Here is an 18,917-nt window from a genome sequence, read left to right on the forward strand (position 1 = left end):
GGGGATTTTTTTTATCTCAACCTGAAAGGTGTGCGGGCCCGGCCCGGTTCAGACATTAACAGAGGACGACTTATGTACAATACCCTCGGTAATCAGTACGACAATTCACTGGTTTCTAACGCCTTTGGTTTTATGCGTTTTCCAGTCAATTTTCAGCCTTACGACAGCGACGCAGAGTGGGTGATCACCGGCGTTCCATTTGATGCAGCAACCTCTGGCCGTCCAGGCAGCCGTCTTGGCCCTGGTGCCATCCGTCAGATTTCAACGAATCTGGCCTGGGAAGGCTGTCGCTGGCCGTGGGATTTTGACCTGCGTCAGCGCCTGAATGTCGTGGACTGTGGCGATCTGGTTTATGCCTTTGGCGACTCTCAGGATCTGTCTGACAAGTTGCAGGCTCACGCAGAGAAGCTGCTGGCTAACGGTAAACGTATGATGACGTTTGGCGGCGATCACTACGTCACGCTGCCGCTACTGCGTGCCCACGCGAAGCACTTCGGTAAAATGGCGCTGGTGCACTTCGACGCGCATACCGATACCTATTCTAACGGCCCCACGTTTGACCATGGCACCATGTTCTTTACGGCGCCAAAAGAGGGCCTGATCGATCCGCAGCACTCCGTCCAGATCGGTATCCGTACCGAGTTCGATAAGAGCCTGGGCTTTAACGTGCTGGATGCGGCACAGGTTAACGACCGCAGCGTGGACGATATCCTGGCGGAAATTAAGCGCACCGTTGGCGATCTGCCGGTTTACCTTACCTTTGACATTGACTGCCTGGACCCTGCGCATGCGCCGGGTACCGGTACGCCAGTGATCGGTGGTTTAACGACCGACAAAGCGACCAAGTTGATTCGGGGTTTGCAGGGCATGAATATTGTCGGGATGGATCTGGTGGAAGTGGCCCCGGGCTATGATCACGCCGATCTGACCGCGCTGGCTGCCGCAACGCTGGCACTGGATATGTTACACGTTCAGGCCGCCAACAAAGGCTAATGCCACAGCGGGATAACGCAGCGTTATCCCGCTGATTCAGGCTTACTTGCTGTCTGCCGCGATACGATTGCGAATGTGTTGTGCGCGGGCTTCAGAATCAGGGTGCGAATCGAACATAGAGCTCTGGCGACCCTGTTCCAGTTTCGCCAGTTTTTCAAAGCTGGTCGCTAATCCGACAGGGTCAATTCCCCGTTTTTTAAGCAGATCGTAAGAGTAGTCATCCGCCTGCGTTTCCTGAGTCTGGGAGAACTGCGCATTCACCAGTTTTTCGCCCATATCGCCCAGTTGTGACTGCGACAGCGAGCCAATGATGCCTCCTACGGACGCGGCAGCGGTGCGCGCGGCGGTCGTGGTAAAGGCAACCTGCATCGCTTTACGTGTATGGCCCAGCGCGACGTGACCCATTTCGTGCCCCAGCACCGCCTCCACTTCATTGTCGTTCATCATGTCCATCAGGCCGCTGTAAACGCGAATACAGCCGTTGGCCATCGCCCAGGCATTCACATCTTTGGTCTGGTAGACCTTATAGTTAGCCGGCGTACCGTTAATGTTGTCGCCCAGTGCGGCCGCGATTTTATTCAGACGTTGCTGGTATTCGCTGTTCGCCGGCGCGACCTGATTGTCTTTGTCCATCTGGGCACAGGATTGATCGCTCAACTGCTTCACCTGGGCATCGCTTAATGTGTACGCCTGGAAAGCCTGTGCACCTGACTGCAGCAGGCCGTTGTTATTCATCCCCTCGCAGCCACTTAACAGCGCGATCATCCCCAAAGCCAGTACCGTTTTCTGAATTTTCATTCCATCTTCCCAATAGTAACAAGATAAAAAACAATCACCTGACGCGGTGGCTGGTGATCGAACTTACTGGTTATAGTCGGCGGTAAACCGTTTTGCTAGCAGACATTACCGGAAAAGCCAAACGCGCCGGGCATATTTCGCGTTTTACAACATTACTTTTAGGCCGTTTTTCATGTACATTGTTGTGAAAGTTTCCCCTCGCTTTGCCCGATAACTGATTAATTACAAAAGGTTAAGGCGCAAATCGTTAATCCGAAATGGAGTAGAAGATGCCCTCTCGTAAAGATCTTGCCAATGCCATTCGCGCGTTAAGTATGGATGCAGTGCAAAAAGCTAAATCGGGACATCCGGGTGCCCCTATGGGCATGGCGGATATCGCCGAAGTGTTATGGCGTGGCTACCTGAATCATAATCCAACTAACCCATTGTGGGCTGACCGCGACCGTTTTGTGCTGTCAAATGGTCACGGTTCGATGCTGATCTACAGCCTGCTGCATCTGACCGGTTACGATTTGCCCATCAGCGAACTGGAAAACTTCCGTCAGCTGCACTCTAAAACCCCGGGGCACCCTGAGTACGGCTACACCGTTGGTGTGGAAACCACCACCGGTCCGCTGGGCCAGGGCATTGCCAATGCCGTGGGTTTTGCCATTGCTGAGCGCACATTAGCGGCGCAGTTTAACCGTCCGGGTCATGACATCGTAGACCATAACACCTGGGTGTTTATGGGCGATGGTTGCATGATGGAAGGCATCTCACACGAAGTCTGCTCACTGGCCGGTACGCTGAAGCTCGGTAAGCTGGTGGCCTTCTATGACGATAACGGTATTTCAATTGATGGCCATATCGACGGCTGGTTTACCGATGACACCGCTAAGCGTTTTGAAGCCTATGGCTGGCATGTGGTGCGCGGTGTGGATGGGCATAACGCGGATGCGATCGCGAAAGCCATCGAAGAAGCGAAAGCCGTAACCGATAAGCCTTCACTGCTGATGTGCAAAACCGTGATTGGTTTCGGTTCACCAAACAAAGCGGGCACCCATGATTCACATGGCGCGCCACTGGGTGACGACGAAGTGGCCTTGACCCGTAAGCAACTGGGTTGGGAGTACCCGCCATTTGTTATCCCGTCTGAGATTTATGCCGAGTGGGATGCTAAAGAAGCGGGCCAGGCGAAAGAAGCCGCGTGGAATGAAAAATTTGCCGCTTACGCTAAAGCCTTCCCGGAACTGGCTGCCGAATTCAAACGTCGCATGAGCAACGAACTGCCAGCTAACTGGCAGCAAGAGTCGCAAAAATTCATTGAGCAGTTGCAGGCGAACCCGGCGAAAATTGCCAGCCGTAAAGCTTCGCAGAATGCGATTGAAGCGTTTGGTAAGATCCTGCCGGAATATCTGGGCGGTTCAGCGGATCTGGCACCCAGTAACCTGACTATCTGGTCGGGATCTAAGCCAATCAATGAAGATGCTGCGGGTAACTACATCCATTATGGTGTGCGCGAGTTTGGTATGACCGCGATTGCTAACGGTCTGGCCCTGCACGGCGGTTTCCTGCCTTATACCGCAACCTTCCTGATGTTCGTGGAATATGCGCGTAACGCGGCACGTATGGCTGCGCTGATGAAGATCCGTCAGATCATGGTGTATACCCATGATTCAATCGGTCTGGGTGAAGATGGCCCGACGCACCAGCCTGTTGAGCAGATGGCAAGCCTGCGCACGACGCCGAACATGAGCCTGTGGCGTCCATGTGACCAGGTTGAATCTGCCGTGGCGTGGAAATATGCCATTGAGCGTAAAGACGGCCCAAGCGCCCTGATCTTCTCGCGTCAGAACCTGGCACAGCAGGAGCGTACACCCGAGCAACTGGCCAACGTGGCCCGCGGTGGTTATGTCCTCAAAGACAGCGCAGGCACGCCAGAACTGATTCTGATTGCCACCGGTTCCGAAGTGGAACTGGCCGTCGCGGCTTACCAGAAACTTACTGAAGAAGGTCACAAGGTGCGCGTGGTGTCTATGCCATCGACCGATGCTTTCGATAAACAGTCCGAAGAATACCGTGAATCTGTTCTGCCAAAAGCCGTTGCGGCGCGCGTCGCTATTGAGGCTGGTATTGCCGATTACTGGTTTAAATACACCGGGCTGAACGGGGCTATTGTTGGGATGACCACCTTTGGTGAGTCGGCTCCTGCTGAGAAGCTGTTCGAAGTGTTCGGTTTCACGCTCGACAACGTTGTCGCAAAAGCAAAAGCGTTGCTGGCGTAATGCCACAATCCTGACGCGTGCCTGCGCGTCAGGATTGCAATAAAAAGGGGGCGCTTTCTGCCCCCTGACTGACGCAATTATTCCTGGAGTAATCGCTCATTTTTGCTCAATTATGTGATGCAGATCCAAAAATTCGCAGCTCGCTTGATCGCAGTCATTCCTGTTATTCCTCACTTCTATTATTCTCGCTGAACCGTTTCAGTTATGGCGCGTTCACCCTGCATCGGGTAAGAATCTCCTGTACAAAACGTGGTGAAACGCTCAGGCTATCTGCACCTTTTTTTCAGTCTGGTTTGGCAGGAGAAAGATGACCATTCGGGTTGCAATAAACGGCTTTGGTCGCATTGGACGCAACGTGTTGCGTGCACTGTATGAAACGGGACGCCGTGCTGAAATCACCGTGGTGGCGATTAATGAGCTGGCGGAAGCCGCAGGCATGGCGCACTTATTAAAATACGACACCAGTCATGGCCGTTTTGCACTGGATGTTCGCCAGGAGCGGGACCTGCTGTGGGTGGGAGAAGATACTATTCGTATTCTGCACCACGCCGGACTGGACGCGCTGCCCTGGCGCGAACTCAATGTCGATGTGGTACTGGACTGTACCGGCGTTTATGGTTCCCGCCAGGATGGTGAAGCCCATCTGCGCGCTGGCGCTAAAAAAGTCCTGTTTTCCCATCCGGGTGGTCACGATCTTGATGCCACCGTCGTGTACGGTGTTAACGAGCAGGAACTGAAACAAACGGACTGCATTGTCTCGAATGCCTCCTGCACCACCAACTGCATTATTCCCGTGATTAAGCTGCTGGATGATGCGTTTGGGATTGAGTCGGGCACGGTGACGACGATCCATTCGGCGATGCACGATCAACAGGTGATCGATGCTTATCACAGCGATCTGCGCCGCACGCGTGCAGCCAGTCAGTCTATTATTCCGGTGGACACGCGCCTGGCGGCAGGCATTACGCGTATTTTTCCGAAATTTAACGATCGCTTTGAAGCCATCGCAGTGCGTGTGCCGACGATCAACGTGACCGCCATTGATCTCAGCGTTTCTGTGCGTCAGCCGGTTAAGGCCTGTGAGGTTAACGCCTTGTTGCTGAGCGCGGCAGAAGGGGCGTTTCGTGGTATAGTTGACTATACGGAGTTGCCGTTAGTCTCAATAGATTTCAACCATGATCCGCACAGTGCCATTGTGGACGGTACACAAACGCGGGTCAGCGGTCAGCATCTGATCAAAACCCTGGTCTGGTGCGACAACGAATGGGGCTTTGCTAACCGAATGATCGACACGACGTTAGCGATGGCCGCAAGCGGTTTCAGGTAAGACGCGGTTTGCGTCTGGCAAAACTTATGAGAATCAACGAGAGGGTTCACCATGTCCGTAATTAAGATGACCGATCTGGATCTTGCTGGCAAACGCGTTCTAATCCGCGCCGATCTCAACGTGCCGGTAAAAGAAGGGAAAGTGACGTCAGATGCACGTATCCGTGCGTCTCTGCCTACCATCGAAGCAGCCCTGAAGCAGGGCGCTAAAGTGATGGTTACCTCTCACCTGGGTCGTCCGACCGAAGGTGAATACAACGACGAATTCTCACTGCTGCCTGTAGTGAACTACCTGAAAGAAAAACTGAACGGCACCCCGGTAACGCTGGCGAAAGACTACCTTGACGGCGTCGATATCGGCGCGGGCGAGCTGGTTGTGCTGGAAAACGTTCGCTTTAACAAAGGCGAAAAGAAAGACGACGAAGCGCTGGCAAAAAAATACGCAGCACTGTGTGACGTGTTCGTGATGGATGCTTTTGGCACCGCGCACCGCGCCCAGGCCTCTACACACGGCGTGGGTAAATTTGCGCCTGTCGCCTGTGCGGGCCCGCTGCTGTCGGCTGAGCTGGACGCGCTGGGTAAAGTGATGAAAAACCCTGAGCGTCCGCTGGTGGCCGTTGTCGGTGGTTCAAAAGTCTCAACCAAATTTGATGTGCTGCAGTCGCTGGTCAAGATTGCTGACACCGTGATTGTCGGCGGTGGCATTGCGAACACCTTCGTCGCTATCGATAACAAAGTGGGTAAATCGCTGTATGAGCCAGACTTTGTTGAAGCGGCAAAAGGCCTGCGCGATCAGTACGGTATTCCTGTCCCAACCGACTCACGCGTTGGCACGGAATTCTCTGAAACTGCCCCGGCAACCGTGAAAAAGGTTTCGGAAGTGGCAGATAACGAAGAGATTATGGACTTCGGCGACGAAACCGCTCAGGCCATGGCAACCATCCTCAAGAATGCGAAAACCATTCTGTGGAATGGCCCGGTTGGTGTGTTTGAGTTCCCGAACTTCCGTAAAGGCACCGAGATTGTCGCTAACGCGATTGCAGACAGTGACGCGTTCTCTGTTGCAGGTGGCGGTGATACGCTGGCTGCTATCGATCTGTTTGGCATTGAAGACAAAATCTCCTATATCTCGACGGGCGGCGGCGCGTTCCTTGAGTTCGTTGAAGGCAAAAAACTGCCTGCCGTTGCCATGCTGGAAGAGCGTGCGAAGCAGTAATCCTTTGGGGGCGGTGCCTGGCGGCACTGCCTGAAAACTCGCCCGATACCGGGCGTTTAAATCGCTGTCCCCATGTTGGGGATAACCGGTCACGAAACAGGACACAATCATGTCTAAAATTTTTGATTTCGTAAAACCCGGCGTTGTCACTGGTGACGACGTTCAGAAGATCTTCAAAGTAGCGAAAGAGAATAAATTCGCTCTGCCAGCGGTTAACTGCGTCGGTACTGACTCAATAAACGCTGTGCTGGAAGCCGCCGCGAAAGTTAAAGCCCCGGTTATCGTACAGTTCTCTAACGGCGGTGCTGCGTTCATCGCCGGTAAAGGTTTTAAAACCGACAAGCCACAGGGCGCCGCCATTTTCGGTGCGATCTCTGGCGCACAGCACGTGCATCTGATGGCTGAACAGTATGGCGTGCCGGTTATCCTGCACACCGACCACTGTGCCAAAAAACTGTTGCCGTGGATCGACGGTCTGCTTGACGCAGGCGAAGAGCACTTCAAAAAAACCGGCAAGCCGCTGTTCTCTTCTCATATGATCGACCTGTCTGAAGAGTCACTGGAAGAAAACATCGAAATCAGCAGCAAATACCTGGCGCGCATGGCGAAAATCGACATGACCCTGGAAATCGAACTGGGCTGCACCGGCGGTGAAGAAGATGGCGTGGACAACAGCCACATGGACGCTTCTGCCCTGTACACCCAGCCAGAAGACGTGAACTACGCGTACGAAAAACTGAATGCGATCAGCCCGCGTTTCACCATTGCGGCATCCTTCGGTAACGTCCACGGCGTTTACAAACCCGGTAACGTGAAACTGACCCCAACCATCCTGCGTGACTCCCAGAAATTTGTCTGTGAAAAACATGGCCTGCCGCACAATGCGCTGGATTTCGTGTTCCACGGTGGTTCAGGTTCTTCTGCTGCAGAAATCGAAGAGTCTATCAGCTACGGCGTGATCAAGATGAACATCGATACCGATACTCAATGGGCGACCTGGGACGGTATTCTGCAGTACTACAAAAAGAACGAAGGCTATCTGCAGGCGCAGCTGGGTAACCCAGAAGGCGCTGATAAGCCGAACAAGAAATACTACGATCCACGCGTCTGGCTGCGCGCTGCGCAGGCATCCATGGTGGTGCGTCTGGAGCAGGCGTTCAAAGAACTCAACGCCGTTGACGTTCTGTAAGTAGCGTTGCTCAGCGCTGAGGTCGTCAGGACGTCAGCGTGACTGACTCTGTCCCGATCAGCTGATCGGGACTTTTTTTATCCCGCCTTTGCACACCTTTCTCTTTGCGCTTTTGATGAGTCGACGTCCGGTTACAGCGGCATCGCTTACCACCTTTTATGCTCAAAAACTTCTCAACAGGGAAGGGCGAAGCGAGGGGAGTCAAACGCATTGTGGCGACGATTCAGGCTGCCCGTCCTCATTATGGTGCCATGTAATTTGGCACCAGGCTAAATAATTGATTACCCTTAATCCCTGGGTGTCGGATTACATCTGGCAGTTTTTGTTTTTCCCCTCGGGGATTCATCAACAGGGCTTACAAATGGAAGACTTGAATGTTGTGGATGGTATCAATAGTGCCGGTGGCTGGTTAGTACACAACCAGGCGCTGATTCTGAGTTATGCCGTGAATATCGTTGCGGCTGTTGCCATCATTATTGTCGGGATGGTCATCGCCAGAGTGATTTCAAACGCCGTTAATCGTCTGCTCATCGCGCGTCATATTGACGCCACCGTGGCAGACTTTCTTTCCGCGCTGGTTCGTTATGGCGTCATTGCGTTTACGGTGATTGCTGCGCTGGGACGCGTTGGCGTGCAAACCGCGTCGGTCATTGCCGTGCTGGGTGCGGCAGGTCTGGCCGTCGGCTTGCGCTACAGGGCTCATTGTCCAATCTGGCAGCCGGTGTACTGCTGGTCACGTTCCGTCCTTTCCGTACCGGTGAGTTTGTTGATCTGGGCGGCGTGATGGGCACCGTACTGAATGTGCAGATTTTCTCGACCACACTGCGGTCGGCGGATGGCAAGATTGTGGTGGTGCCCAATGGCAAAATCATCAGCGGGAATATCATCAACTTCTCGCGTGAACCCGTGCGCCGTAATGAATTCATTGTCGGCGTGGCCTATGAAGCCGATGTGGATGAGGTGATTGCCCTGCTGCGTGAAGTGGTGGAAGCCGATCAGCGTGTCTTAAAAGATCGTGGCATCCAGATTGGCCTGAATGAATTGGGCGCTTCATCGCTGAATTTCGTTGTGCGTTGCTGGAGCAACAGTAGCGATCTGCAGGACGTTTACTGGGATCTGCTCAAGAACTTCAAACGTGCGCTGGATAACAAAGGCATTGGTATTCCTTACCCACAGATGGATGTCCATCTGCATCAGGTGAACAAACCTGACGCGGAAACTGCGGTCACCCGTTAAGCCGATGGGCGGCAGCCGCCGCCCATTAAAATGGCTAATGACGTATTAATTTTTTCCATTTCCGCTAATCATATCGGCTTCCCTATAATGCCTGACATCTGACTGATGTAAGGATATTTCCCGTGTTATCGATTTATTTTCAAGGGCTTGCTCTTGGGGCCGCGCTTATTCTGCCGCTGGGGCCACAAAATGCCTTCGTACTTAATCAGGGCGTGAAACGGCACTATCATCTGATGACCGCCACGCTCTGCTCGCTGAGCGATGTCGTGCTGATCTGCGCGGGGATTTTTGGGGGAAGTGCGCTCCTGCAGCAGTCGCCACTGCTGCTGACCGTGATTACCTGGGCAGGTGTGGCCTTTTTGCTCTGGTATGGCTGGGGCGCATTACGGACCGCTTTTCGCCGCGAGCTGGCGCTGGCGTCAGGCCTGGATATCCGGCAGAGCCGAGGCCGGATCATTGCTACCCTGCTGGCAGTCACCTGGCTCAATCCCCACGTTTATCTCGATACCTTTGTTGTGCTTGGCAGCCTGGGAAGCCAGTTTCCTGATACCCACGCGCGTCAGTGGTTCGCCCTGGGGACCGTCAGTGCCTCTGTGTTGTGGTTTTTTGGCTTAGCCCTGTTGGCGGCCTGGCTTGCGCCGTTACTGCAGACAACGCGCGCGCAACGCCTCATCAACCTGCTGGTCGGCGCGGTCATGTGGTTTATCGCGTTTCAACTCGTACAGCAGGCCATCAAAGGATTTTGAGCAAAAGGTAAACGAAAACGGGTTATCCAGACCCGTTTTCCGAACTTTTGTCATTACCTTCACTCCAAGCAAGGCGTAATATGATGCGCATGCCGGCTTCGGACCCGAAGCCACCGAACTGACCTTTCAAGGAGGACTTTCATGAAACTGAAAGCATTGGCGCTTGTCGCGATGATGAGCGCAGGGGCATTGCCTTTAAGCACACAGGCTGATGAACTGCCAAACGGACCGCATGTTGTGACGTCAGGCAAAGCGACGGTTGATGCCCGCCCGGATATCGCGACGCTGTCAATTGTGGTGAATGTCTCATCGAAAGATGCCGCAGAGGCAAAGAAACAGGTCGACAGTCGTGTTGCGCAGTATTTTGATTTCCTGCAGAAAAACGGCATCGAGAAAAAGGATATTGAAGCGGCCAACCTGACCACGCAGCCAGAATACGATTATACCAAAGACGGTAAATCGCAGTTGAAAGGTTATCGTGCGGTACGTCAGGTTCAGGTGACCGTCCGCCAGCTGGACAAGCTGAATGAGCTGCTTGACGGCGCGCTGAAATCGGGCCTGAACGAAGTTCGCAGCGTCGAGTTAGGCGTCGCCAATCCTGAGCGCTACAAGCAGCAGGCGCTGAAAGCCGCCATCAAAAATGCGACTCAGCAAGCCACAGAACTGGCAGAAGGCTTTAACGCCAAACTGGGGCCAATCTACAGCATTCGCTATCAGGTCGCTAACTACCAGCCTATGCCGATGAATCGCATGTTTAAAGCCTCCGCGGCAGCGGCCGATACTTCCGCGCAGGAAACCTACGACCAGCAAAGCATTAACTTCGATGACCAGGTTGATGTGGTTTTTGAGATGAAACCCAATACGGCACAGTAAGCCTATCGATGCTGTCGTGAAGCCATCAGCGGCCGTGTTTACCAGGTGCGCTTTGCGCCGCTGATGCGGTGCCTTTCCATCGCTCAGCAACCTGACGGACTGTCGCAGTCGGCCTGTTCCTTTACCGGCGGCGCTTTTCCCCCGCATCCCTGCGGGGGCAATCTCTGGTTGATTCCCGCTTTTCAGCGCCCGGTATCACCTGCTGAAATCACGCCCCTGATGGCCATGGAGCCGTGCTGCTTTTAGCAGGGTACACTCTCACTGCAACGCCTGACGCTTGCTGCGGCACAGGGGATTATTCTCTTTAGTTCAGCAGAAGCCCGGACAGGCTGTCCGGTTCCGGGCGGTTTGTCAGGAGAATAAGCAGACCAGGAATGCTGCCCGGTAGCGGCAGAGAGTCGCGTTTGGCACGCACCGTCTTCCAGTTTATCCGGCCTTCACTTTCGCCTCTGGCCGCTATTCCATCGTGTCCTGACGCAGAACCCGATGACCATGCGCAATCAGCGCATCGGTGACCCGACGCATCAGTCGGCTTTCCGGTGCAAAACGGTGCCAGTACAACATCCGGCGCTGATACAGCCCCGGTGTCAGATCGATCAGCTCACCGCTCGCCAGTTCGCGCTCAATCTGCAGATGCGGGATCATACAGCAGGTTGAGCCCTGACGGGCCATCTGCACAAAGGCTTCAGAAGAGTTAACGATATGGCAGGGCACGCTGCCCGGCGAAAGATCGAAGTTCTGCTGTAAAAAGGCCTGATGCATATCATCCAGATGGTCAAATGCGACGGCAGGCGCTTTCAGCAACGCGGAACGGGTGACGCCGTTGGGAAAAAAGCGCTCGGCAAAGTCACGGGAAGCCACAAACAGGTAATCCAGGGCGCCCAGTTGATCAACCAGACAACTGGGTAAAGGCTGGGGCTGGATACTGACTGCGCCGACCACTTCGCCACGTCTCAGACGTTCCTGCGTACGGGTTTCATCTTCAACCTGGAGGTTAAGGCGCACCGGCGAATCGGCCAGCACGTCTTTTAATGCAGGCAACAGCCAGGTGGCCAGACTGTCGGCGTTCACCGCCAGGGAGAGCAGTAACGGCGTCGTACCGCTGATTTCATCCCCCAGCCACTCTTCCTCCAGCAGTTCAACCTGGTGCAACAGCGCAAGCAGCTTTTGCCCCTGCTCAGTGGGACGAGGGGGCACGGTGCGAACCAACAGCGGCTGACCAAACAGGTTTTCCAGCTGTTTGATGCGTTGCGATACGGCCGACTGGGTGATGCACAGTTTTTGCGCAGCACGTTCAAAGCCACGTTCACGTATCACTGCGTCCAGCGCCTGAAGCGTTCTGTAGTCCGGGCGTTTCATTATTCTTTTCTCTCCTTCAGGGTGGACGTTACGATGCCACAAATGTGCCTGAGCAAAAGTTTGGGGTATTTTTGTGGGCTGGCTTCCAAAGCATTAAATCCGCCCAATGCATCCGAGCATTTTCAGCAAACCTTGCTTTATACTACGCGCATTTTCTTATCGCACAGGTTCTAAACATACCATGACGCAGGATGAACTGAAAAAAGCTGTTGGTTGGGCTGCACTTGATTATGTCCAGCCAGGTACGATCGTCGGCGTGGGAACAGGCTCTACCGCTGCCCATTTTATTGATGCGCTCGGCAGCATCAAACACCAGATTGAAGGTGCCGTGTCCAGCTCTGAAGCCTCCACGCAAAAGCTCAAAAGCCTCGGTATTCAGGTGTTTGATTTGAATGAAATCGATGACCTGGCCATCTATGTTGATGGTGCCGACGAAATTAATCCCCAGATGCAGATGATCAAAGGCGGCGGTGCCGCGCTGACCCGCGAAAAAATCGTCGCGGCCGTGGCTAAAAAGTTTATCTGTATTGCCGATGCATCGAAAGAAGTCGACGTGCTGGGGCGTTTTCCGTTGCCCGTTGAAGTGATTCCCATGGCACGCAGCTACGTCGCGCGTGAACTGGTCAGGCTGGGCGGTTTGCCTGAGTATCGCCAGAATGTCGTCACTGACAACGGTAATATCATCCTGGACGTGCATAATCTGCGTATTCTGGATCCCATTGAGCTGGAAAAAACCATTAACGCGTTACCGGGCGTCGTCACCGTCGGGCTTTTCGCTACCCGGGGTGCCGATGTGGCGTTGATTGGCGGACCGGATGGGGTCAAAACGCTGAAAAAATAACGCGACGGGCGCATAATTTGCGCCCGCGTTTTTTAATTAAAAAAAAACTTTTCTCGCCAGGCTGAAATTTGGTGACTTATGTCACATAAGCGTCATCAACAGCGGGTTCATTCTCCCCGATGCGGCCAACCCACGATTTTGTCCGGCAAAGTTTGGCTTCTGAATCCAGCCAGCCAGCCGGTCAGGCAATCGTTTGTATTGCTGCTGGCGTTTTTTTTGATATTTTGACTGCTGGCTGACTGCGTTCAGTCCTCGTTGAATTCTGAATAGGGTTGGGAAATGGCAAAGGTTTCACTGGAAAAAGACAAGATTAAGTTCCTGCTGGTGGAAGGTGTCCACCAGAGCGCGCTGGACAATCTTCGTGCTGCAGGTTACACCAATATTGAATTCCACAAAGGCGCACTGGATAGCGAGTCATTAAAGGCTTCCATCCGTGACGCGCACTTTATCGGTATCCGTTCCCGTTCCCAACTGACTGAAGAGATTTTTGCCGCAGCAGAAAAACTGGTCGCTGTGGGCTGTTTCTGTATCGGTACCAACCAGGTTGATTTAAATGCGGCGGCAAAGCGCGGTATTCCCGTTTTTAACGCCCCGTTTTCTAACACGCGATCGGTCGCCGAACTGGTGATTGGCGAAATGCTGCTGATGCTGCGTGGCGTGCCAGAAGCGAACGCCAAAGCCCATCGCGGTGTCTGGAATAAGATTGCTAAAGGCTCATTCGAAGCGCGCGGTAAGAAGCTGGGCATTATCGGCTATGGTCACATTGGTATGCAGTTAGGCGTGCTGGCTGAGGGCCTGGGCATGCACGTGTATTTTTACGATATTGAAAATAAGCTGCCGCTGGGTAATGCCTCGCAGGTGCGAAGCCTGACGCAGTTGCTGAATATGAGCGATGTCGTCAGTCTGCATGTGCCTGAAACCGCCTCGACACAAAATATGATCTCTGCTGATGAGCTGGCGCAGATGAAACCTGGCGCGCTGTTAATCAACGCCTCACGCGGCACCGTCGTGGATATTCCGGCACTGTGTGACGCGCTGGCCAGCAAGCAGGTCGGGGGCGCGGCCATTGACGTGTTCCCGGTTGAGCCAGCCACAAACAGCGATCCGTTTGTCTCGCCACTGAGTGAGTTCGATAATGTCATTCTGACGCCACACATCGGGGGTTCCACCGAAGAAGCGCAGGAAAACATTGGTATCGAAGTGGCAGGCAAACTGGCGAAATATTCCGATAACGGTTCAACGCTGTCTGCAGTGAACTTCCCTGAAGTGTCCTTGCCGATGCACGGCGTCAGCGCAAGCCGTCTGCTGCACATTCATGAAAACCGTCCGGGTGTGCTGACCGCAATTAACCAGATTTTTGCCGAACAGGGCATCAATATCGCCGCGCAGTACCTGCAAACCTCACCCATGATGGGGTATGTGGTGATTGATATCGATGCCGAGCACGAACTGGCAGAGAAAGCGCTGCAGCTGATGAAGGCTATCCCTGGCACTATCCGCGCCCGTCTCCTCTACTGATTTATCAAAATAATCAACCCAGGCGCACAACAGTGCCTGGGTTTATTCTTCCCACAACCACAACGTTGACGGCGTCAGCACGGCGGGCAAAGGAATATCCCAGGCCGCCACAGGCAGCGAATCGACCAACTGGCAGTCGTGCGCGATGCCAACCGGTAAAAAAGCGTGCTGTTTCCAGTTTTGTAACGTGCGGTCGTAAAAACCGCCCCCCATGCCCAGACGCTGACCACTGCGATCAAAGGCCACCAGCGGCACCATCATCACATCCAGTTCGTCCAGCGTAACCATATGCCGGATATCGAGTGGCGGTTCAGGAATACGTAGCTTGTTCGGGCTCAACGGCGTTTCTGGCGTATAGCGCAGAAAAAGCAGATGACCGGCAGAGAAGGGATGAAGCACAGGAAGATAAACGCGTTTGTTCTGCTGCCATAATTTTGCGATAAGCGGACGCGTATTAATTTCCCCATCGACGGATAAGAACAGCGCGACGTTTTGGGCGTCGGAGACAGGCGCAAAGTTAATCGCGTGTTCCGCAAGCTGTTCGGCGGCAGTATGTTGCTGTTCCGGGGTTAAGGCGCGACGTAAATGACGAACATGCTGACGAATGTCCTGTCGCTGAAGTAAAGAGGGTTCTGACATGGTGTCCCCCAGAAGAAGTCGCCTGAGCGACGCACTATATCATGTCTGGTGGGGGATAATGCAGTACAACCAGAAAGGAGATCTCCGAGATGCCGCCGTAGGCTGTAACCCTTGAACCCTTGGTTCAAGGTGAACATGCCGTCGCAACCATCAGGCTTCTCGGACGGACCGAGCATGCTCACAGGTTGCGGAGCGTCACATTCTGTTGGTATGAAATATCGGCTCAGGGGACTGGCCCACTTGCAAACATCTCAGAGAAAATTGACTTCACCGTCAGTGTAGCACAGTGACCATGAAGTATTATTCGAACTTCGCATCCTGACGATCAGTTATGCGACCTTGCTCAACTAATGCCTGCTCTATCGTCTGCTGTAACATACGGATTCGTTGTTCCATATTAGCAGCATAGTCGCGCGTCTTGTTTTTTTCTTGTGCCAGTTCATGGCAAATGTTTAACGCGGCAATGAACACCAGTTGCTCTGTATTGGTGACTCTAGTGCGAACTTTTAAATCTTGCAACCGTTGATTGAGATCTTCCGCCGCCGCGTTCAGCGCATCTTGCTGTTCAGGCGGACAATTTACTCTCAAAGAACGACCAAAAATTTGTAAATCTACCGGTTGTGCAGACATGCCACCTTCCTGACTGATTACCTGGCTCGCCATTCCCTTAGCCTTCAATGGCCTGGGAGGCGGGCAACTATATAGACCTGAGAAATAAGATACAACCCCTTTTCTGGAAACCTTGAGGCAGCTAGTGGTAGCATACCACGAACTCTTACAGCCAACGACGATGAAAAATGATGTCTTCACAGAACGCAACCCCTGATTACAATGCGCTGGCGGCGGCGCTCTCACAGCACGGCGTCGGAATGACACCTGCCGAAATGCACGGATTACTCAGCGGTATTCTGTGTGGCGGTAATCAGGATACCAGCTGGAAAACGCTGGTCCACGATCTCGCGAATGAAGGCATGGCTTTTTCGCACACGCTGGCCCAGCCGCTGCAGGATTTGCATGCAAATATTACGACGGCGCTTGAAGAAGATGGCTTTCTCTTTCAACTGATGCTGCCCGACGATGATGACATCACCGTGTTTGATCGGGCGGACGCACTGGCTGGCTGGGTAAACCATTTTTTACTCGGCCTGGGCGTAACTCAGCCTAAACTGGATAAGGTCACCGGCGAAACCGGCGAGGCCATTGATGATCTGCGTACTATCGCGCAGCTTGGCTATGACGAAGACGAAGATCAGGAAGAGCTGGAGCAGTCGCTGGAGGAGGTGATCGAGTACGTCCGCGTCGCGGCGCTACTTTGTCATGATACGTTCACGCGCCCGCAGCCAACCGCACCTGAAGTACAGAAGCCAACGTTACACTAAGCCAGATATCTCAGTTCAACAGGGAGTGCAGACATGATTTCACTGGAGACCTTCCAGCAGCGTCGTCAGGCGCTGTTAGCGAAAATGGTTCCGGGCAGCGCAGCGTTAATTTTTGCGGCGCCTGAAGTAACGCGCAGTAACGACAGCGAATATCCGTTTCGTCAAAACAGTGATTTCTGGTACTTCACAGGTTTTAATGAGCCTGAAGCCTTACTGGTGCTGATCAAAAGTGATGAGAACCACAACCACAGTGTGCTGTTTAATCGTGTCCGCGACCTGACCGCAGAAATCTGGTTTGGTCGCCGTCTGGGCCAGGAGGCGGCACCGGCAAAACTGGGTGTGGATCGCGCACTGCCCTGGAACGATATCGGTGAGCAGCTTCATCTTTTGTTGAACGGTCTGGATGAGGTTTATCACGCGCAAGGGTTATATCCTGAGGCTGACAAGCTGGTGTTCAGTGCACTGGATAAACTACGTCGCGGTTTCCGCCAGAACCTGAGCGCCCCTGCCAGCCTGACAGACTGGCGTCCCTGGGTGCATGAGATGCGCCTGTTCAAAAGTCCGGAAGAAATCGCCATTCTGCGCCGTGCAGGTGAGATCAGTGCGCTGGCCCATACGCGCGCTATGCAGGCCTGTCGCCCCGGCCTGTACGAATATCATCTGGAAGGCGAAATTCATCATGAGTTTAACCGCCACGGTGCGCGTTTTCCCTCCTACAACACCATCGTCGGTTCCGGTGAAAATGGATGTATTCTGCACTATACCGAGAATGAATGTGAGCTGCGGGATGGCGACCTGGTGCTGATTGATGCGGGATGTGAATGGCAGGGGTACGCAGGCGATATTACCCGCACCTTCCCGGTAAACGGTAAATTCTCACCCGCTCAACGTGCTGTCTACAACATCGTGCTGAAATCGTTAGAGACGGCATTATCCCGTTTCCGGCCTGGCGTCAGTATTCGCGAGGTGAATGATGAGGTGGTGCACATCATGGTGACCGGTCTGGTTGAACTGGGCGTGTTGCAGGGCGAGGTTGACGCGTTAATTGCTGAAGACGCGCATCGCAAATTCTTTATGCATGGCCTGAGCCACTGGCTGGGGCTGGATGTCCATGATGTGGGGCACTACGGCACGCCAAGCCGGGATCGCATTCTGGAACCGGGCATGGTCATTACTATTGAACCAGGCTTATACATTGCCCCCGATGCCGACGTGCCGGTGGAATACCGCGGTATCGGCATTCGCATTGAGGATGACATTGTGATCACTGAAACAGGTAATGAGAATCTCACTGACAGCGTCGTGAAAGATCCGGATGCTATTGAGGCGCTGATGGCGGCGGCACGCGCAGGATGACCGTCCTCATCGCAGGTGGCGGAATGACCGGCGCCACGCTGGCGCTGGCTATTTCGCACCTGACACAGGGCGCGCTGCCCGTCACGCTGATCGAAAGCAGCGAACCTGCCAGCCGCGCGCATCCAGGTTATGACGGCCGTGCCATTGCGCTGTCTGCCGGCACCTGTCAGCAACTGGCCAATATTAATCTCTGGCAGCGCATTGCCCCCTGCGCAACGCCGATCACGACGATCCATGTTTCTGATCGGGGTCATGCGGGTTTTGTCTCACTGACGGCCAGCGACTATGCGATTCCCGCGCTGGGCCAGGTCGTCGAATTGTTCGACGTAGGCCAGCGTTTATTCGCGCAGCTTAAACAGGCTCCCGGCGTCACCCTGCGCTGTCCGGCACGGGTCACCAATGTGAACCGTACTCAGGCGCACGTGAAGGTCACGCTGGATAATGATGAACAGCTGGACGCTGATGTGCTGGTGGCGGCTGATGGCTCGCGTTCGGCTGTCGCGGCAGCCTGCGGTATTCAGTGGCAAACCGAAACTTATCAGCAACTGGCACTCATTGCGAATGTCACCAGCGAGATACCGCACCAGGGGCGGGCCTTTGAACGGTTTACTGAGTTCGGCCCGCTCGCCCTGCTGCCGATGTCTGACAACCGTCTGTCGCTGGTGTGGTGTCATTCATTGGATAAGCGCCCGCAGCTTGAGCGCTGGGACGACGAGACGTTTCTCAGCGAACTTCAGCACGCGTTCGGCTGGCGACTGGGGAAATTTACCCACACCGGTAAACGCGATATCTATCCGCTGGCATTGCAACAGGCCGAACCGGTCGTTTCACATCGTGTTGCCACCGTGGGCAACGCAGCCCAGACGCTGCACCCTATTGCCGGGCAGGGATTTAACCTGGGCCTGAGGGATGTCATGTCCTTAGCCGAAACCCTGGCCACCGCGCACCGGCAGCAACAGGACCCCGGCAGCTATGCTGTCATGCAGCATTACCGTCAGCGTCGCCAACAGGATCGGGCCACGACCATCGGTCTCACCGACGGTCTGGTGCGCCTGTTTGCCAACCGCCATGCACCGCTGGTCGTCGGGCGCAACCTTGGCCTGCTGGCAATGGATCATCTGCCGTTGCTGAGAAATCTTCTGGCCGAGCGCACGCTTGGCTGGGTTAAGCGTTAACTGAGAGGC

16 protein-coding genes, 1 other RNA gene and 1 pseudogene are annotated in these 18,917 nt (G+C 54.1%); 13 read left to right on the top strand and 5 right to left on the bottom strand.

The features are described 5' to 3' along the window. Positions 1–72: 72 nt before the first annotated feature. A complete protein-coding gene (gene speB / locus GC087_RS05060; RefSeq protein WP_033739645.1) occupies positions 73–993 on the top strand; it encodes an agmatinase in 921 nt (306 codons plus the stop codon). A 42-nt stretch (positions 994–1,035) separates the two neighbouring features. Here speB and GC087_RS05065 read toward each other — a convergent pair whose 3' ends face one another. Next, positions 1,036–1,791 carry a metalloprotease LoiP gene (locus GC087_RS05065; protein WP_058708973.1) on the bottom strand — a complete coding sequence of 252 codons (756 nt, stop codon included), beginning with the start codon at positions 1,789–1,791 and terminating at the stop codon, positions 1,036–1,038. Positions 1,792–2,060: 269 nt separating this feature from the next. Between GC087_RS05065 and tkt the strand changes: the two genes are divergently transcribed. The 7 genes and pseudogenes from tkt to GC087_RS05100 all read left to right on the top strand — a co-directional run bounded on the left by tkt (position 2,061) and on the right by GC087_RS05100 (position 10,641). Further along, complete coding sequence (gene tkt / locus GC087_RS05070; protein WP_324029848.1) at positions 2,061–4,055, top strand: transketolase; 1,995 nt, start codon at positions 2,061–2,063, stop codon at positions 4,053–4,055. Positions 4,056–4,362: 307 nt separating this feature from the next. Further along, the gene (gene epd / locus GC087_RS05075; protein ID WP_033739643.1) at positions 4,363–5,382 is read left to right on the top strand and encodes an erythrose-4-phosphate dehydrogenase; all 1,020 of its coding nucleotides are present in this window, start codon (positions 4,363–4,365) and stop codon (positions 5,380–5,382) included. A 51-nt stretch (positions 5,383–5,433) separates the two neighbouring features. Further along, a complete protein-coding gene (gene pgk / locus GC087_RS05080) occupies positions 5,434–6,597 on the top strand; it encodes a phosphoglycerate kinase (RefSeq protein ID WP_033739641.1) in 1,164 nt (387 codons plus the stop codon). A gap of 109 nt (positions 6,598–6,706) precedes the next feature. Continuing rightward, entirely contained in the window at positions 6,707–7,786 is a 1,080-nt protein-coding gene (gene fbaA / locus GC087_RS05085) for a class II fructose-bisphosphate aldolase (RefSeq protein ID WP_039339288.1), read from the top strand. A gap of 361 nt (positions 7,787–8,147) precedes the next feature. Next, a pseudogene (mscS, locus tag GC087_RS05090) lies at positions 8,148–9,022 on the top strand (small-conductance mechanosensitive channel MscS). A gap of 122 nt (positions 9,023–9,144) precedes the next feature. Then, the gene (gene argO, locus GC087_RS05095; protein WP_039339289.1) at positions 9,145–9,768 is read left to right on the top strand and encodes an arginine exporter ArgO; all 624 of its coding nucleotides are present in this window, start codon (positions 9,145–9,147) and stop codon (positions 9,766–9,768) included. A 141-nt stretch (positions 9,769–9,909) separates the two neighbouring features. Next, positions 9,910–10,641, top strand: coding sequence for an oxidative stress defense protein (locus GC087_RS05100; protein WP_058708972.1), 732 nt, complete (start codon positions 9,910–9,912; stop codon positions 10,639–10,641). A gap of 456 nt (positions 10,642–11,097) precedes the next feature. Here the strand turns inward: GC087_RS05100 and GC087_RS05105 are convergent, their stop codons facing one another. Continuing rightward, the gene (locus GC087_RS05105; protein ID WP_006120833.1) at positions 11,098–12,000 is read right to left on the bottom strand and encodes a LysR family transcriptional regulator ArgP; all 903 of its coding nucleotides are present in this window, start codon (positions 11,998–12,000) and stop codon (positions 11,098–11,100) included. A gap of 181 nt (positions 12,001–12,181) precedes the next feature. On the opposite strand from GC087_RS05105, the gene rpiA reads away from it, so the two are divergent. Continuing rightward, positions 12,182–12,841, top strand: a complete 660-nt coding sequence (gene rpiA, locus GC087_RS05110; RefSeq protein WP_033739634.1) for a ribose-5-phosphate isomerase RpiA — start codon at positions 12,182–12,184, stop codon at positions 12,839–12,841. A 279-nt stretch (positions 12,842–13,120) separates the two neighbouring features. Further along, on the top strand, positions 13,121–14,359 hold the full coding sequence (gene serA, locus GC087_RS05115; RefSeq protein WP_006120831.1) for a phosphoglycerate dehydrogenase: 1,239 nt from the start codon (positions 13,121–13,123) through the stop codon (positions 14,357–14,359). A 42-nt stretch (positions 14,360–14,401) separates the two neighbouring features. On the opposite strand, the gene GC087_RS05120 is transcribed toward serA, so the two are convergent. The 3 genes from GC087_RS05120 to zapA form a co-directional block, all read right to left on the bottom strand. Further along, on the bottom strand, positions 14,402–14,998 hold the full coding sequence (locus GC087_RS05120; protein WP_033739632.1) for a 5-formyltetrahydrofolate cyclo-ligase: 597 nt from the start codon (positions 14,996–14,998) through the stop codon (positions 14,402–14,404). A gap of 77 nt (positions 14,999–15,075) precedes the next feature. Further along, positions 15,076–15,259: non-coding RNA, 6S RNA (gene ssrS / locus GC087_RS05125), on the bottom strand. 39 nt (positions 15,260–15,298) lie between these two features. Then, positions 15,299–15,628: a cell division protein ZapA gene (zapA, locus tag GC087_RS05130; RefSeq protein ID WP_006120829.1), complete on the bottom strand. Its 330-nt coding sequence runs from the start codon at positions 15,626–15,628 to the stop codon at positions 15,299–15,301. Between the two features lie 170 nt (positions 15,629–15,798). On the opposite strand from zapA, the gene GC087_RS05135 reads away from it, so the two are divergent. Genes GC087_RS05135 through ubiH form a run of 3 tightly spaced genes read left to right on the top strand, consistent with a single transcriptional unit; the run spans position 15,799 to position 18,908 of the window. Then, positions 15,799–16,377 carry a YecA/YgfB family protein gene (locus GC087_RS05135; RefSeq protein WP_006120828.1) on the top strand — a complete coding sequence of 193 codons (579 nt, stop codon included), beginning with the start codon at positions 15,799–15,801 and terminating at the stop codon, positions 16,375–16,377. Positions 16,378–16,410: 33 nt separating this feature from the next. Continuing rightward, positions 16,411–17,733: a Xaa-Pro aminopeptidase gene (pepP, locus tag GC087_RS05140; RefSeq protein WP_080752861.1), complete on the top strand. Its 1,323-nt coding sequence runs from the start codon at positions 16,411–16,413 to the stop codon at positions 17,731–17,733. Continuing rightward, complete coding sequence (gene ubiH, locus GC087_RS05145) at positions 17,730–18,908, top strand: 2-octaprenyl-6-methoxyphenyl hydroxylase (RefSeq protein WP_058708971.1); 1,179 nt, start codon at positions 17,730–17,732, stop codon at positions 18,906–18,908. Before pepP ends, ubiH begins: the two co-directional genes overlap by 4 nt. Positions 18,909–18,917 lie beyond the last annotated feature (9 nt).

Source organism: Pantoea sp. JZ2 (genome assembly GCF_035191405.1).
Taxonomy (GTDB): domain Bacteria; phylum Pseudomonadota; class Gammaproteobacteria; order Enterobacterales; family Enterobacteriaceae; genus Pantoea; species Pantoea stewartii.

Bases quoted from the DNA above. Each gene is read 5' to 3' on its own strand.
- GC087_RS05135 (WP_006120828.1), top strand. From the start codon at position 15,799: ATGTCTTCACAGAACGCAACCCCTGATTACAATGCGCTGGCGGCGGCG.
- GC087_RS05120 (WP_033739632.1), bottom strand. From the start codon at position 14,998: ATGTCAGAACCCTCTTTACTTCAGCGACAGGACATTCGTCAGCATGTT.
- zapA (WP_006120829.1), bottom strand. From the start codon at position 15,628: ATGTCTGCACAACCGGTAGATTTACAAATTTTTGGTCGTTCTTTGAGA.
- GC087_RS05100 (WP_058708972.1), top strand. From the start codon at position 9,910: ATGAAACTGAAAGCATTGGCGCTTGTCGCGATGATGAGCGCAGGGGCA.
- ubiH (WP_058708971.1), top strand. From the start codon at position 17,730: ATGACCGTCCTCATCGCAGGTGGCGGAATGACCGGCGCCACGCTGGCG.
- pepP (WP_080752861.1), top strand. From the start codon at position 16,411: ATGATTTCACTGGAGACCTTCCAGCAGCGTCGTCAGGCGCTGTTAGCG.
- fbaA (WP_039339288.1), top strand. From the start codon at position 6,707: ATGTCTAAAATTTTTGATTTCGTAAAACCCGGCGTTGTCACTGGTGAC.
- serA (WP_006120831.1), top strand. From the start codon at position 13,121: ATGGCAAAGGTTTCACTGGAAAAAGACAAGATTAAGTTCCTGCTGGTG.
- GC087_RS05065 (WP_058708973.1), bottom strand. From the start codon at position 1,791: ATGAAAATTCAGAAAACGGTACTGGCTTTGGGGATGATCGCGCTGTTA.
- GC087_RS05105 (WP_006120833.1), bottom strand. From the start codon at position 12,000: ATGAAACGCCCGGACTACAGAACGCTTCAGGCGCTGGACGCAGTGATA.
- epd (WP_033739643.1), top strand. From the start codon at position 4,363: ATGACCATTCGGGTTGCAATAAACGGCTTTGGTCGCATTGGACGCAAC.
- tkt (WP_324029848.1), top strand. From the start codon at position 2,061: ATGCCCTCTCGTAAAGATCTTGCCAATGCCATTCGCGCGTTAAGTATG.
- pgk (WP_033739641.1), top strand. From the start codon at position 5,434: ATGTCCGTAATTAAGATGACCGATCTGGATCTTGCTGGCAAACGCGTT.
- speB (WP_033739645.1), top strand. From the start codon at position 73: ATGTACAATACCCTCGGTAATCAGTACGACAATTCACTGGTTTCTAAC.
- rpiA (WP_033739634.1), top strand. From the start codon at position 12,182: ATGACGCAGGATGAACTGAAAAAAGCTGTTGGTTGGGCTGCACTTGAT.